This is a genomic window from Novosphingobium sp. 18050, from assembly GCF_902706195.1.
In the GTDB taxonomy this organism is placed as follows: Bacteria; Pseudomonadota; Alphaproteobacteria; order Sphingomonadales; family Sphingomonadaceae; genus Novosphingobium.
The window spans coordinates 160,836-172,422 of record NZ_CACSJO010000006.1 but is presented as its reverse complement, the minus strand read 5'-3'; the positions used below and the strand labels follow the sequence as shown (position 1 = coordinate 172,422).

Genomic DNA, 11,587 nt, shown 5'->3' with positions numbered 1-11,587 from the left:
GCATGGCAACGGGTATCAAGGACAAGGTCGCCATCATCGGCGCGGGCTGCTCGAAATTCGGGGAGCGCTGGGACAAAGGCTCACCCGACCTCATGGCGGAAGCCTTCGAGGAAGCGCTGGCCGATGCGGGCATCGAGCGTAAACAGATCGAGGCGGCGTGGTTCGGTTGCTACGGCGATGCGATCAACGTTGGCAACAGCTCGATCCCGGCGGCGATGGCGCTGCGCCTGGAAAACATCCCGGTCAGCCGTATGGAGAACATGTGCGCGACCGGCACCGAAGCCCTGCGCGGCGCGACGTATGCGGTCGCTTCGGGCGCGGTGGACATCGCACTGGCCATCGGCGCGGAAAAGCTGAAGGATACGGGCTACGGCGGGCTGCCGCCTGCGTTCAAGGGCACGTTCAACGACTTGTGGATGCCGATGGTCTCTGCGCCCGCGGGTTTTGCCCCGCTCGCCGATGGCTATCGCACCAAGTACCAGATTTCGAAGGAAGACCTGAAGCGGGCGATCGCCCACGTCAGCTGGAAAAGCCACCAGAACGGTGTCCATAGCCCCAAGGCGCATTTCCAGAAGGCCGTTTCCATGGAGACGATCCTCAACGCACCGATGATCGCCGATCCGCTTGGCCTGTTCGACTGCTCGGGCGTGTCTGACGGCGCAGCCTGCGCCATCGTTACCACGCCGGAGATCGCGCGCGCGCTGGGCAAGAAGGACATCGTCTCTATCAAGTCGCTGCAGATCACCACCAGTTCGGGGCGCGAAACGCAGATGAGCGACTGGGACGGCTCCTACGTGCCCAACACCCGCAACGCTGCCGCGCGCGCCTATGCCGAAGCGGGGATCACCGATCCGCGCAGCCAGCTCAGCCTGACAGAGGTGCATGACTGCTTCTCGATCACCGAGCTGGTGACGATGGAAGATCTGGGCCTCTCCGACGACGGGCAGGCGGTGCGCGACGTACTCGACGGGCGGTACGACCGCGACGGGGCTATCCCGTGCCAGATCGACGGCGGCCTGAAATGCTTCGGCCACCCGATCGGCGCCTCGGGCCTGCGCATGGCCTACGAGGTTTACACGCAGCTTCTGGGCCGCGCCGGGCCGCGGCAGTTGTCGAACCCCAGCATGGGCTTGACCCACAACCTTGGCGGGGTGCCCTATCAGGGCGTTGCCGCCATCTCGATCCTGGGGCTGCTCTGATGGCTGGGCTGTGGTTCGACGACCTGAAGATCGGGCAGGTTTTCCAGCACGACATCCGCCGCACCGTGACCGAGACGGACAACCTGCTGTTCTCCACCCTCACGCACAACCCGGCGCTGCTGCACCTTGATGCCGAGTACATGAAGACGACCGACTATGGCCGCATCCTCGTGAACTCGACGTTCACGCTGGGGCTGATGGTGGGCGTCTCCATTGCCGATACGACGCTGGGTACGGCTATCGCCAACCTGGGCTGGGACGAGGTGCGCTTTCCCGCGCCGGTGTTCATTGGCGACACGCTTCATGTCGAGACCGAAGTGGTGGACCTCAGGGAATCGAAAAGCCGGCCCAACGCCGGGATCGTGACCTTCGCGCACCGGGCCTTCAACCAGACGGACACGCTGGTCGCGTCGTGCAAGCGTAGCGGCCTGCAGATGAAGAGGCCGGTATGAGCCTGTTGCGCTCGTTCCTGTTCATCCCCGGTGACAGCGAAAAGAAGCTGGGCAAGGTCGATGGCTGCGGCGCCGATGCGGTGATCCTCGACCTTGAGGATGCGGTGGCGCCTGCCAACAAGGTGCTGGCACGCGGAATGGTGACGGATTTCCTGAAGGCGCGGCCCCGCGAGGGGCGCAGTGTTCAGCTTTGGGTGCGGGTCAATCCATTCGATACCGGGATGACCGAGGATGACCTCCGCGCCGTCATGGCAGGCGCGCCCGAGGGGATCATGCAGCCCAAGATCGACGGGCCTGACTGTGTCGCCCGGCTTTCCGCTCTGCTCGACGAATGCGAGGCGGAGTATGGCATCACGCCCGGCTCCACCCGCATTCTGCCCGTCGCCACGGAAACCCCGCTCTCGCCGTTTCGGCTGGGCGACTTCGCCACGGCCGGGCTGTCGCGGCTGGCGGGCCTGACCTGGGGCGCAGAGGATCTGTCCGCTGCGATGGGGGCCAGCACCAATCTGGGGCCTGACGGCAAATGGGCCTTCACCTATCAGATGGTGCGCTCGCTGACGCTGATGGCCGCACATGCCTCAAGGGTTCCGGCCTACGAGACGCTTTATGTGGACTTTCGCGACGACACGGGCCTGCGGGCTTCGTGCCGTGCCGCGCGAGCCGAGGGCTGGGCCGGGCGGATTGCCATACACCCCGCGCAAGTCGCCGGGATCAACGAGAGCTTTTCGCCGAGCGAGGAGGAAGTCGCTTTCGCCCGCCGCCTCGTCGATGCCTTCGCGCAGGACGGGCAGGGCGGCACCGTGGGGATCGACGGGAAGATGTTTGACATCCCGCACCTCAAGGCCGCGCGCCGCACGCTGGAGATGCACGAAGCCGCCGGAAACTGAGCGGCAGTCTGGGAAAGGATCTGAGGCATGGACGTACCGGTACAGGAATACCCCTGGCAGGGCGCGTTCCCCGAAACGCCGAACTGGAGCGAGAACTTCCTGCTGGCGGGCGATGACCCTCAGGCCGGGATCGGCTTCTGGCTGCACATCGGACGCTGGCGGCATGACCTGTCGATGTTCCGTGAAAGCGTGATCGTGCGCCTGCCCGACGGCAGCGTGATCGGACACCGCGCGATCGGCGATACCCGCAGCGCGCCGGAAGGGCCGGGCGGTCCGCACTATGCGATCCGCGTTATCGAACCGGGCCGTAAGCTTACCTATTCGTTCTCAGGCGGTGTGCGCCGCCTGTCGCCGGAGGCCATGCGCGCCGGGCTGGTGGGCGAGGGGCCGCGCGTGCCCATGCGCTACGAACTCACGTTCGAATCCGATGCCGATATCTGGGACCTACACAAGGTTGGCGGCCTCCAGGATTTCCTTCCTGCCGGACATATCGAGCAGATGGGCCGCGTAACCGGCTGGTTTAATATCGCGGGCGAACGCCATGCCATCGATACCATCGCCAACCGCGATCACAGCCTTGGCCCGCGTGATACGCTGGACCTTCGCAACCACCAGTGGATGCAGGGCTATTTCCCGAACGGCATCAGCTTCCTGCTGTTCGATGCGATGACCCGCGCCGATGGCAAGGTCGTGTTCTCGGAAGCGGTAGTCTACGAAGGCGACCGCATGTTCCCCGCCACTCTCGCCATCAGCGAACGGTGCGAGGATGCGGCCCGCTCCCACGAACCGGTGTCGCTGCGATTGGAATATGCGGGCGGTGTGCTCGATATCGTCAGCACCGGCCTTCGCAGCGATTCCTGCCTTTCGATCACTTCGCCCAACGATATCCTGCCCGGCGTTTACGGCGGCGCGGAAGGGGGTAGCATGGTGCTGATGGAACAGTCCGTTTCGCTGCGGCTGAACGGTGAGATCGAGGGCTACGGCTGCTTCGAGCGCACCGTTGCAGGAACGGTAGCACTGGAAAGCGAAGCGGAAACCTGGGCCGGGTGAGAGAGGCCTTGCGCGGATCGCGCAGGTAAAATAGTTAGCATGCAAACAATATCGTTCGGGTCACATCATTTCCCGGCAGATATCATAACCGGAGAAACAGATGGCCGTCCAGACGGCGCATGACAGCGGAAGCTTCGTCGAGCGTGACATTTTCGAGCCGGAGCACGACGCCTATCGCGATTCGGTGCGCCGCTTTGTCGAGACCGAACTGCAGCCCCACCATGCGCAGTGGGAGAAGGACGGCATCGTCCCGCGCGAAGCCTGGCTGAAGGCGGGCGAGATCGGGATGCTGTGCCCCTCCGTTCCCGAGGAGTACGGCGGCATCGGCGCGGATTTTCTCTATAGTGTTGTGATGATCGAGGAGATCACGCGGGCCAATGTCACCGGCCCCGGTTTTATGGTCCATTCCGAGATGGTCGCGCCCTACATCCTCGCCTGGGGGAGTGAGGAAACCAAGCGGCAGTGGTTGCCGCGCATGGTCACGGGCGAGGTGATCGGCGCGCTGGGCATGACCGAGCCGGGCGCGGGCAGCGACGCCAAGGAACTTCGCACCCGTGCGGAGCTGCAGGGTGACGAGTACGTCATCAACGGTCAGAAGACCTACATCTCCAACGGCTCACAGTGCGATTTGGTGGTCCTGGCCTGCAAGACTGACCCTACCGCCGGCGCGCGCGGGGTGAGCCTGATCGTGGTCGAAGCCGACCAGCCCGGCTTCGAACGTGGACGGCGCCTGGAGAAGATCGGCCTCAAAGCACAGGACACTGCGGAACTGTTCTTCAACGATGCCCGCGCGCCCGTTTCCTCCCGTCTTGGTGAGGAAGGCAAGGGCTTCGGCATGCTGATGGGCAAGCTGGCGCAGGAACGTCTGTCAATCGGCGTAAAGGGCCTCGCCGCCTGCGAAGCCGCGCTGCGCTGGACGGCGGACTATGTGCAGGAGCGCAAGCTGTTCGGCCAGATGCTGGGCGACATGCAGAACACCCAGTTCGTGCTGGCGCAGCTTTGCGCCGAAGTCAGCCAGGGCCGCATCATGGTCGACTGGGGCATACGCCGCTTCATGGCGGGCAAACTTTCCGCCGTGGACGCCAGCAAGATCAAGCTACTGGCGACCGAACTGAACGGGCGCGTAGTCGACCAGTGCCTCCAGTTCTTCGGCGGCTACGGCTACATGACCGAATATCCGATATCGCAGGCCTTCGTGGACGCCCGCATTTCGCGGATCGCGGGCGGGGCCAACGAAGTGATGCGCCAGATCATCGCACGAGACCTGTTCCGGGCCTGATCGGCCCCAAATTCATTCAGGAGAGAGAGGGCCCATGTCCAATTATCCAATGCCAAGCAGCGATCAGCTCCTCGACATCTATCGCCGGGCGATCACCATCAAGCTCAACGACGAGCGCATCATCCGCGAGATGAAGTCCGGCCGTCTGGTGACGCCGTACTACAGCGCGCGCGGGCAGGAGATCATTCCGGCCTCGGTGATGCAGAGCGTGACCGACGACGACTATCTGTGCACGATCTATCGCGGCACGCACGACATGGTCGCCAAGAACTTCCCGCTCGACGTGATGTGGGCGGAACTTGCGGGCCGCGTCACCGGATCGTGCAAGGGCAAGGGCGGGACGATGCACCTGACCCATCCGGAAACCGGATCGATGGTCACGACCGGCATCGTCGGCAGTTCCATGCCGATCGCCACCGGGCTGGGCTGGGCGGCGAAGCTCAACGGGCGGGGCCAGGTTTCGATCGCCAGCTTCGGCGACGGCGCCTGCAACATCGGGGCCTTCCACGAAAGCCTGAACTTCGCGGGCGTGTTCGACCTGCCGGTGATATTCCTGTGCCAGAACAACCTCTACGCCGAGCATACGAGCATGGCCAAGTCGACCCGCGTCGACCGTTATTCAAAGCGCGCGGCGGGTTATGGCATCGAGGGTGTGACCGTGAACGGCAACGACCCCGAAGAGATGTTCGGCGCCGCCAAGTGGGCCATTGACCGCGCCCGCGCCGGTGAAGGCCCGACCCTGATCGAAGCCATGACATTCCGCTTCAACGGCCACCTTCTGGGCGATCCCGGCGAATATATTCCTAAGGAGGAATACGCAGAAAACCTCGCAAAAGACCCGGTGCCGGCACTGCGAAAGCGTCTGCTCGACAAGAGCGTTGCCGATGAGGTCGCCCTGGGCGCGATGGAGGCCGAAATCCTCGCCCGCATTAATGCCGCTGTAAAGGCCGCTTACGCCGCCGAATACCCCGACGTCACCGAACTGAAGCGCGACGTTTACGCCGCCGAACTGGCCTGAGCGGGAGAGAGATCATGGCAACGACTGAAAAAATGAACATGATCCAGGCGATCAACCGCGCTCTGCACGATGCGATGGAGGCTGACGCCACCGTCCTCGCGCTGGGCGAGGAGGTCGCGGATCCCGAAGGCGGCGGCATCGTCGGCGTCACCAAGGGCCTGTCGGATCGCTTCGGCAACACGCGGGTTCTGTCGACCCCGATCTCCGAGCAGGCGATCATTGGGGCGGCCATCGGCGCGGCCATCGGCGGCTATCGCCCGGTCGCCGAACTGATGCTGATGAACTTCTCGACCGTGGCGATGGACATGCTCGTCAACCATGCCGCGAAGCTGCGCTTCATGTCGGGGGGGCAGACCAACGTGCCGATGGTAGTACGCACCGCGACCGGGTCGGGCCTGGGCACCGGCGGTCAGCACTGTGACTTCCTGGAGGCGTGGTTCGCACATACCGCGGGCATGAAAGTGGTCATCCCCTCGAACCCCAGCGATGCCTACGGGCTGATGCGCTCGGCGATCGAGGACGACGATCCGGTGATCTTCGTCGAAAACATTCCTATCTATTTCACCCCCACCGAAACCACGTTTGAGAAGGTGCCGCTGGGTAAGGCCAAGGTCGTCCGCGAAGGCACTGACCTCACCATCGTGTCCTATGCGCTGATGGTCCACCACGCCCTTGCCGTCGCCGCTACTCTGGAGGCCGAGGGCAAGTCGGTCGAGGTGATCGACCTGCGCACCATCGCTCCGTGGGACCGCGAGGCGGTGCTGGCCAGCGTGGCCAAGACCGGGCGCCTGATGGTAGTCCACGAAGCGGTCAAGGAACACGGCGTCGGCGCGGAGATCGCCTCGGTGGTCAACGAGGAACTGTTCGGCAAGCTCAAGGCCCCCGTGAAACGCCTCGGCGCCTCGTTCTGCCCGGTGCCTTTCAGCAAGCCGCTGGAAACCGCCTTCGTCCCCAATCCCGCAACCATCGCCGAGGCCGCGCGCGCCATTCTGGCGTGATGCCGCCCGCCTCAGGAGAACCATGAAATGGCAACCGAAGTCCTGCTTCCGAAAATGGGCTTTACCATGAACGAGGGCCAGCTGTCCGAATGGCTGGTCGAGGACGGCGCGGTGGTGGCGGAGGGCCAGCCCCTCTATTCCCTCGAAAGCGACAAGTCGACGCAGGAGGTGGAAGCTCCCGCCAGCGGCAAGCTCAAGATCATCGCCGAGATCGGCGTGACATACGAAGTGGGAACCGTGCTGGCCGAGATCGAGGACTGACCGGACGATTGGCCCGCAGCTTTCAACTGCGGGCCAACATCTTGCGAAATACGAAGTCCAGCGCGCGGTCGGGCAGCAGGCGGGCCATTGCCTTCACCGCCTTGGCATCCTTGCCCACCGAATAGCGAGTGGCAGGCGAAGCCGCGAAAGCCGCGCGCTCGATCGCATCGGCGGCCTGTTCGACACTCACGCCGCCGGTCGATTCGCGCGCGATCATCCGGGCGAAGCGGGCATAGATCGGCCCGTAAAGCGCCTGATGCGCGGGTGGCAAGGCGTCCGAGCCAGAGCGCGAGCCGCTGACCGTCTGCGCGACCATGTTGGTGCGCACCACGCCCGGCTCCACCAGCACGAATTCCACGCCCTGACCCTCTGTTTCGCGCCGGGCGGAATCGACGATTGCCTCGATCGCATGCTTGGACGCGCAATAGGCCGAAAGAAGTGGCCCGCCGACTTTGCCCCACAACGAGGCAAACAGCAGAATGCGTCCTCCTCCCTTGCCGTCGAGCCCGCGCAGCCGGGGCAAGGCTGCCTTGATGACGCGCGCCGTGCCCACCGCATTCACGTTAAGCGTTCGTTCGAGCATTTCGATCGGTTCCACCTCAACCGCGCCCGACGGCGAAATCCCGGCGCAGTGGATCACGAGGTTCAGGGTCTTCCCCGCAAGCATCTTGTCGACCTGCGCAAATGCCAGTTCAACCGACTCGCTCGACGCCACGTCACAGTCGACGATGCGCAAGTTGGGGTGGTTCCCCAGCGCCTCTGCTTCGCGGCGATCGTAAAGTGCGGCAATGGTCAGATCACCGCGCGCAAGGGCGCGGCGCGCCAGTTCGCGGCCCATTCCGCTGCCTGCGCCGGTAATCAGAATCGTGCGCTGCATCTTCTCGAACTCCTCGTCTGGGCTTTACTCACTCGCTCTCTCCCGTATAAATGGTTCGATAGCAAACCAAATGGAGGATGGAATGGCGCGATATTGCGTAATCGGCGGCGCGGGCGGCGTCGGTTCGGCACTTGTTTCTGCCTTGGTGCAGGCGGGGCATAGCGTTGCCGTCTCGGTCCTGAACGCGAATGAGGCAGCTGCCGTCGCCGCTGCGCACAGCGATGTCGCGGCGTTCGAACTCGATCTTTCCAATCCCGCACAGGTAGCGGACACCTTGCGCGCCGGGGTCGGCGAAGGTCCGCTCGACGGTGTGGCGGTCTGTGCCGCGCTGGCTCCGATCGGCGTGCTGGAGACGGCCGATATCGCGCAGGCTGCCCGCACCCTCGACGTCAATGTCCTGTCGGCGCTGGCGATTTACCAAGCGGTGATGCCGCAATTGCGCGCCAGCAAGGGGCGCTTGGCTATGGTCAGTTCGATGGCCGGCAAAGTCGCGATGCCGTTCGTAGGCGTCTACAGCGCCTCGAAGTTCGCGCTGGAGGGGATTGCCGACGTGATGCGGCGTGAGGCCGCACCGCAGGGCGTCAGCGTCTCGCTGGTGGAACCGGGCGGCATCAAGACGCCGATGGTCGATGCCCAGCTTGCGCAGGTGGCTCGCATGATCGACGAACTCGATACTGAGCAGGACCGCCTTTACGGAGCGTTCCATCGCGGCTTCCAGGCCGCCGCCCATGCCAGCCATGTTGGCGGGGCTTCGACGCCGGAGGAGGTCGCAGCCAAACTCGTTGCCGCGCTCACCGATGCGTCGCCGCAGCCGCGCTATGTCGCAGGGGCCGATGCCGAGCAACTGATCGGTGCGGGCCGCGCGCTGGGCGACGCCGAGATGGACGCGGTGATGGCGCAGATGATCCTGGGTGAGACCGTCTGAAGTCTATCCGATGACACGATAACGACACGGCGACACGCTGCCGGGCACGACAAGGAGGAGAGGACGAATGAGCCAGCATGGTGAGGCGCATCCGCGTCTGGCGGCGGCATGGGACGAATTCCATGCAGCCCAATCCGAGGCCTTGTCGTGGATGACGGGAAGCGAGCGCTTCGCCCGCTTTCCCCAGACGCGTGCGCGGGCCTATCATGTGATGATGGAGGCGGCCGCGATGGCCTATACCTTCGCCGTTGCGCCGCGCATGGCGCATCCGCGGGTGCTGGTAAACACGGTGTGGCAGACCGATGTTTTCACGCTCGGCCAGAATGGGCCGGACTTCTATTACGGCGTGGTATTTCTCGATGGTTCGCAGGAATACCGGTTAACCGGGAACTTCAACGATTCGGTGCTGATCCTGGGACAGGTAATTGCGCATCTTTCAGGGCATCCGCAGTCCGATGTGGTGGGCAACTACGACTTTGCGGACTTTGAGCTGGGCGCGGACGGATCGTTCGAGATCGCCATCGGCGGAGAGGAACGACCCGGCAACTGGATGCGCCTCGACAAGGCGAGCGAGCGCAACTTCCTGCTGTTCCGACGCGCCACGGGGGACTGGAATCAGCAGCCCGCCAGCCTGAACATCGAGCGGATCAGCCCGCTCCCCATCGACCATTACGATGCCGACGAGTTCGATGAAGAAACGATGGCCCGGCGCATCGAGACGGCGACCGCGTTCCTGCGCTATCTGATCCGCGATTTCGCGATCAATCTCTACGAATGGTATCTGGGCAACGCCAGTTCCAAAACCGAGGGCGAAAGCCGCACCGTGGTGGGCGGGAAGGAGGCGCAGGACAAAGGCTTCAACACGCTCGTCTTCCTGCCGGGCACCGTGACCAGCACGGTGGGTAGCCCGACGTCGAATTATGCCATGGCGATTTTCGATCTGACCGAGGACGAGGCGCTGATCCTGACGCTCGATCAGGTGCCGGACGGGGTCTACTGGTCCTACCAGCTTGGCGATGTCTGGTCGCGCTCGCTCAATTACATGTCCCGGCAGACTTCGCTCAGCATGGATCATGTCGCGCGCGATGGCGACGGGGCTCTGCGGGTGGTGGTATCGCACCGCGATCCGGGGGTAGCCAACTGGCTGGACACGGCCGGGCGGCTTCAGGGCTCTATCGTGTTCCGCAACTACCGCGCGGCGCGCCAGCCGGTGCCGCAGACCCGCAAGGTTCGTTTCGACGAGGTCATGGCCCACCTGCCTGAAGATACCCGGATGGTGACGGCGCAGGAGCGCGCGGAATCCTTGCATAAACGCCATCGAGGCGTGCTGAAACTTCATGGGGAGTGAGGGGGAGATGGCGATGGAATTGGACAGGACGCGCGATCGGCGCGCAGGCTGGCAACCGCCGGTACGGCCGGAATGGGTGGCGACCGCCAATGCACTGGGCGGGGGGCTTGACCTTGGCGGTGTGATCCCGCTCGATCCCGGCTCGCTGATCGAGGCGGCGCGGCGCGGCACGGGGCTGGACGATTTCGGGGCGGATGATTGGCGCGCGCCGTTCGAGGCGCTGGTTTCGGCGCTCGACGGCGAGGCCAGCCTGAACTTCATGGGACGGGTCATGGCTCGCTCCGACCTTCTGACGTTCCTGGAAGGACGGCTGCGGGTCGAGGAAGCCTACCGCATCTGCCCCGAGATCGATGATGAGGAAATCCGCGCGCCGCTGTGGATCATCGGACAGGGCCGAACGGGTACTTCGATCTTGCAGAAGCTACTGGCGCTTGACCCCGAGAACCGCACGCTCAAGACTTATGAAGCGCTTTTTCCGGTTGCCGAAGCGCTGGGCGAGGGCGGGATCGACCCGCGCATCGCCCGCGCGGACGATCGCATGGCGCTATGGCGCGCGGTGACGCCGCAGATCGACAGCGTCCACGATTTCGGCGGAGATGAGCCGATGGAAACGATCATGGCTGAATCCATGAGCTTCCAGACGCCCGCCTGGCTTAACCTTCTGGGGCTGACGCCCAGTTACAATGCCTCGCTGGGAGCTAAGGCACGGGAGCATTCGCTGGCCTATCTGCGCCGCGTGCTCAAGCTGCTGCAATGGCAATCGCCGGGTGGACGCTGGGTGCTCAAATCGCCCGATGCGATGGGCTATTTGCCCGAGGTGGTCCGGGCCTTCCCCGATGTGCGATTGGTGTGGACGCACCGCGATCCCATTGTCGCGCTGTCTTCGGCGGTGAACATGATCGGTACGCTGATCTGGTCGCGCAGCGACAGCGTGCCGCCGGCGGGGCTGTTCGATTTCATCACTGATCCGCAGACTTCGGCTGCGGCGCTGTCGCAGCCGATCGCGTGGCTGGAGGAAGGTAGCGTTCCAGCGGCGCAGGTTTGCCATGCACATTACGCGGCGCTGGTAGGAGGCCCTGTCGCGGCGATTGAGGCGATCTACGGCGCCTTCGGAATCACGCTGGGCGAGGCGGGGCGCAGCGCTCTGGACAGCTATGTTGCGGCAAGCCGGGGCAGGGCGCGTCCGACCCACCGTTACACCATTGGCGAGCCGGACCAGATCGCAGCCGAGCGGCGCTGCTTCGCACGCTACCAGCAGTATTTCGGTGTGCCGAGCGAAGCGTGAAAGATGGC

Annotated in this window: 12 protein-coding genes; 11 read left to right on the top strand and 1 reads right to left on the bottom strand. The window is 64.2% G+C overall.

Annotated features, from left to right (window positions below; genetic code table 11):
- Positions 1-2: 2 nt before the first annotated feature.
- The 8 genes from GVL61_RS08820 to GVL61_RS08785 all read left to right on the top strand — a co-directional run bounded on the left by GVL61_RS08820 (position 3) and on the right by GVL61_RS08785 (position 7,144).
- Positions 3-1,199 carry an acetyl-CoA acetyltransferase gene (locus GVL61_RS08820; protein ID WP_159979060.1) on the top strand — a complete coding sequence of 399 codons (1,197 nt, stop codon included), beginning with the start codon at positions 3-5 and terminating at the stop codon, positions 1,197-1,199.
- A complete protein-coding gene (locus GVL61_RS08815; protein WP_159979058.1) occupies positions 1,199-1,651 on the top strand; it encodes a MaoC family dehydratase in 453 nt (150 codons plus the stop codon). Before GVL61_RS08820 ends, GVL61_RS08815 begins: the two co-directional genes overlap by 1 nt.
- Positions 1,648-2,538 carry a CoA ester lyase gene (locus GVL61_RS08810; RefSeq protein ID WP_159979056.1) on the top strand — a complete coding sequence of 297 codons (891 nt, stop codon included), beginning with the start codon at positions 1,648-1,650 and terminating at the stop codon, positions 2,536-2,538. Before GVL61_RS08815 ends, GVL61_RS08810 begins: the two co-directional genes overlap by 4 nt.
- Before the next feature lie 27 nt (positions 2,539-2,565).
- Positions 2,566-3,588 carry a hypothetical protein gene (locus GVL61_RS08805; protein ID WP_159979054.1) on the top strand — a complete coding sequence of 341 codons (1,023 nt, stop codon included), beginning with the start codon at positions 2,566-2,568 and terminating at the stop codon, positions 3,586-3,588.
- 100 nt (positions 3,589-3,688) lie between these two features.
- Positions 3,689-4,867, top strand: a complete 1,179-nt coding sequence (locus GVL61_RS08800; protein ID WP_159979052.1) for an acyl-CoA dehydrogenase family protein — start codon at positions 3,689-3,691, stop codon at positions 4,865-4,867.
- Positions 4,868-4,901: 34 nt separating this feature from the next.
- A complete protein-coding gene (locus tag GVL61_RS08795; RefSeq protein WP_159979050.1) occupies positions 4,902-5,885 on the top strand; it encodes a thiamine pyrophosphate-dependent dehydrogenase E1 component subunit alpha in 984 nt (327 codons plus the stop codon).
- Positions 5,886-5,899: 14 nt separating this feature from the next.
- On the top strand, positions 5,900-6,883 hold the full coding sequence (locus GVL61_RS08790) for an alpha-ketoacid dehydrogenase subunit beta (RefSeq protein ID WP_200844683.1): 984 nt from the start codon (positions 5,900-5,902) through the stop codon (positions 6,881-6,883).
- Between the two features lie 27 nt (positions 6,884-6,910).
- Entirely contained in the window at positions 6,911-7,144 is a 234-nt protein-coding gene (locus tag GVL61_RS08785) for a biotin/lipoyl-containing protein (protein ID WP_159979048.1), read from the top strand.
- A gap of 22 nt (positions 7,145-7,166) precedes the next feature.
- On the opposite strand, the gene GVL61_RS08780 is transcribed toward GVL61_RS08785, so the two are convergent.
- A complete protein-coding gene (locus tag GVL61_RS08780) occupies positions 7,167-8,021 on the bottom strand; it encodes an SDR family NAD(P)-dependent oxidoreductase (protein WP_159979046.1) in 855 nt (284 codons plus the stop codon).
- A gap of 82 nt (positions 8,022-8,103) precedes the next feature.
- Between GVL61_RS08780 and GVL61_RS08775 the strand changes: the two genes are divergently transcribed.
- The 3 genes from GVL61_RS08775 (at position 8,104) to GVL61_RS08765 (ending at position 11,579) form a co-directional block, all read left to right on the top strand.
- A complete protein-coding gene (locus tag GVL61_RS08775; protein WP_159979044.1) occupies positions 8,104-8,946 on the top strand; it encodes an SDR family NAD(P)-dependent oxidoreductase in 843 nt (280 codons plus the stop codon).
- A gap of 67 nt (positions 8,947-9,013) precedes the next feature.
- On the top strand, positions 9,014-10,294 hold the full coding sequence (locus tag GVL61_RS08770; protein ID WP_159979042.1) for a DUF1214 domain-containing protein: 1,281 nt from the start codon (positions 9,014-9,016) through the stop codon (positions 10,292-10,294).
- 13 nt (positions 10,295-10,307) lie between these two features.
- Positions 10,308-11,579, top strand: a complete 1,272-nt coding sequence (locus GVL61_RS08765; RefSeq protein WP_159979040.1) for a sulfotransferase — start codon at positions 10,308-10,310, stop codon at positions 11,577-11,579.
- The last annotated feature ends 8 nt before the right edge of the window (positions 11,580-11,587 follow it).

Coding starts and splice junctions, on each gene's coding strand:
- GVL61_RS08820 (WP_159979060.1), top strand. CDS start 3: ATGGCAACGGGTATCAAGGACAAGGTCGCCATCATCGGCGCGGGCTGC.
- GVL61_RS08815 (WP_159979058.1), top strand. CDS start 1,199: ATGGCTGGGCTGTGGTTCGACGACCTGAAGATCGGGCAGGTTTTCCAG.
- GVL61_RS08810 (WP_159979056.1), top strand. CDS start 1,648: ATGAGCCTGTTGCGCTCGTTCCTGTTCATCCCCGGTGACAGCGAAAAG.
- GVL61_RS08805 (WP_159979054.1), top strand. CDS start 2,566: ATGGACGTACCGGTACAGGAATACCCCTGGCAGGGCGCGTTCCCCGAA.
- GVL61_RS08800 (WP_159979052.1), top strand. CDS start 3,689: ATGGCCGTCCAGACGGCGCATGACAGCGGAAGCTTCGTCGAGCGTGAC.
- GVL61_RS08795 (WP_159979050.1), top strand. CDS start 4,902: ATGTCCAATTATCCAATGCCAAGCAGCGATCAGCTCCTCGACATCTAT.
- GVL61_RS08790 (WP_200844683.1), top strand. CDS start 5,900: ATGGCAACGACTGAAAAAATGAACATGATCCAGGCGATCAACCGCGCT.
- GVL61_RS08785 (WP_159979048.1), top strand. CDS start 6,911: ATGGCAACCGAAGTCCTGCTTCCGAAAATGGGCTTTACCATGAACGAG.
- GVL61_RS08780 (WP_159979046.1), bottom strand. CDS start 8,021: ATGCAGCGCACGATTCTGATTACCGGCGCAGGCAGCGGAATGGGCCGC.
- GVL61_RS08775 (WP_159979044.1), top strand. CDS start 8,104: ATGGCGCGATATTGCGTAATCGGCGGCGCGGGCGGCGTCGGTTCGGCA.
- GVL61_RS08770 (WP_159979042.1), top strand. CDS start 9,014: ATGAGCCAGCATGGTGAGGCGCATCCGCGTCTGGCGGCGGCATGGGAC.
- GVL61_RS08765 (WP_159979040.1), top strand. CDS start 10,308: ATGGAATTGGACAGGACGCGCGATCGGCGCGCAGGCTGGCAACCGCCG.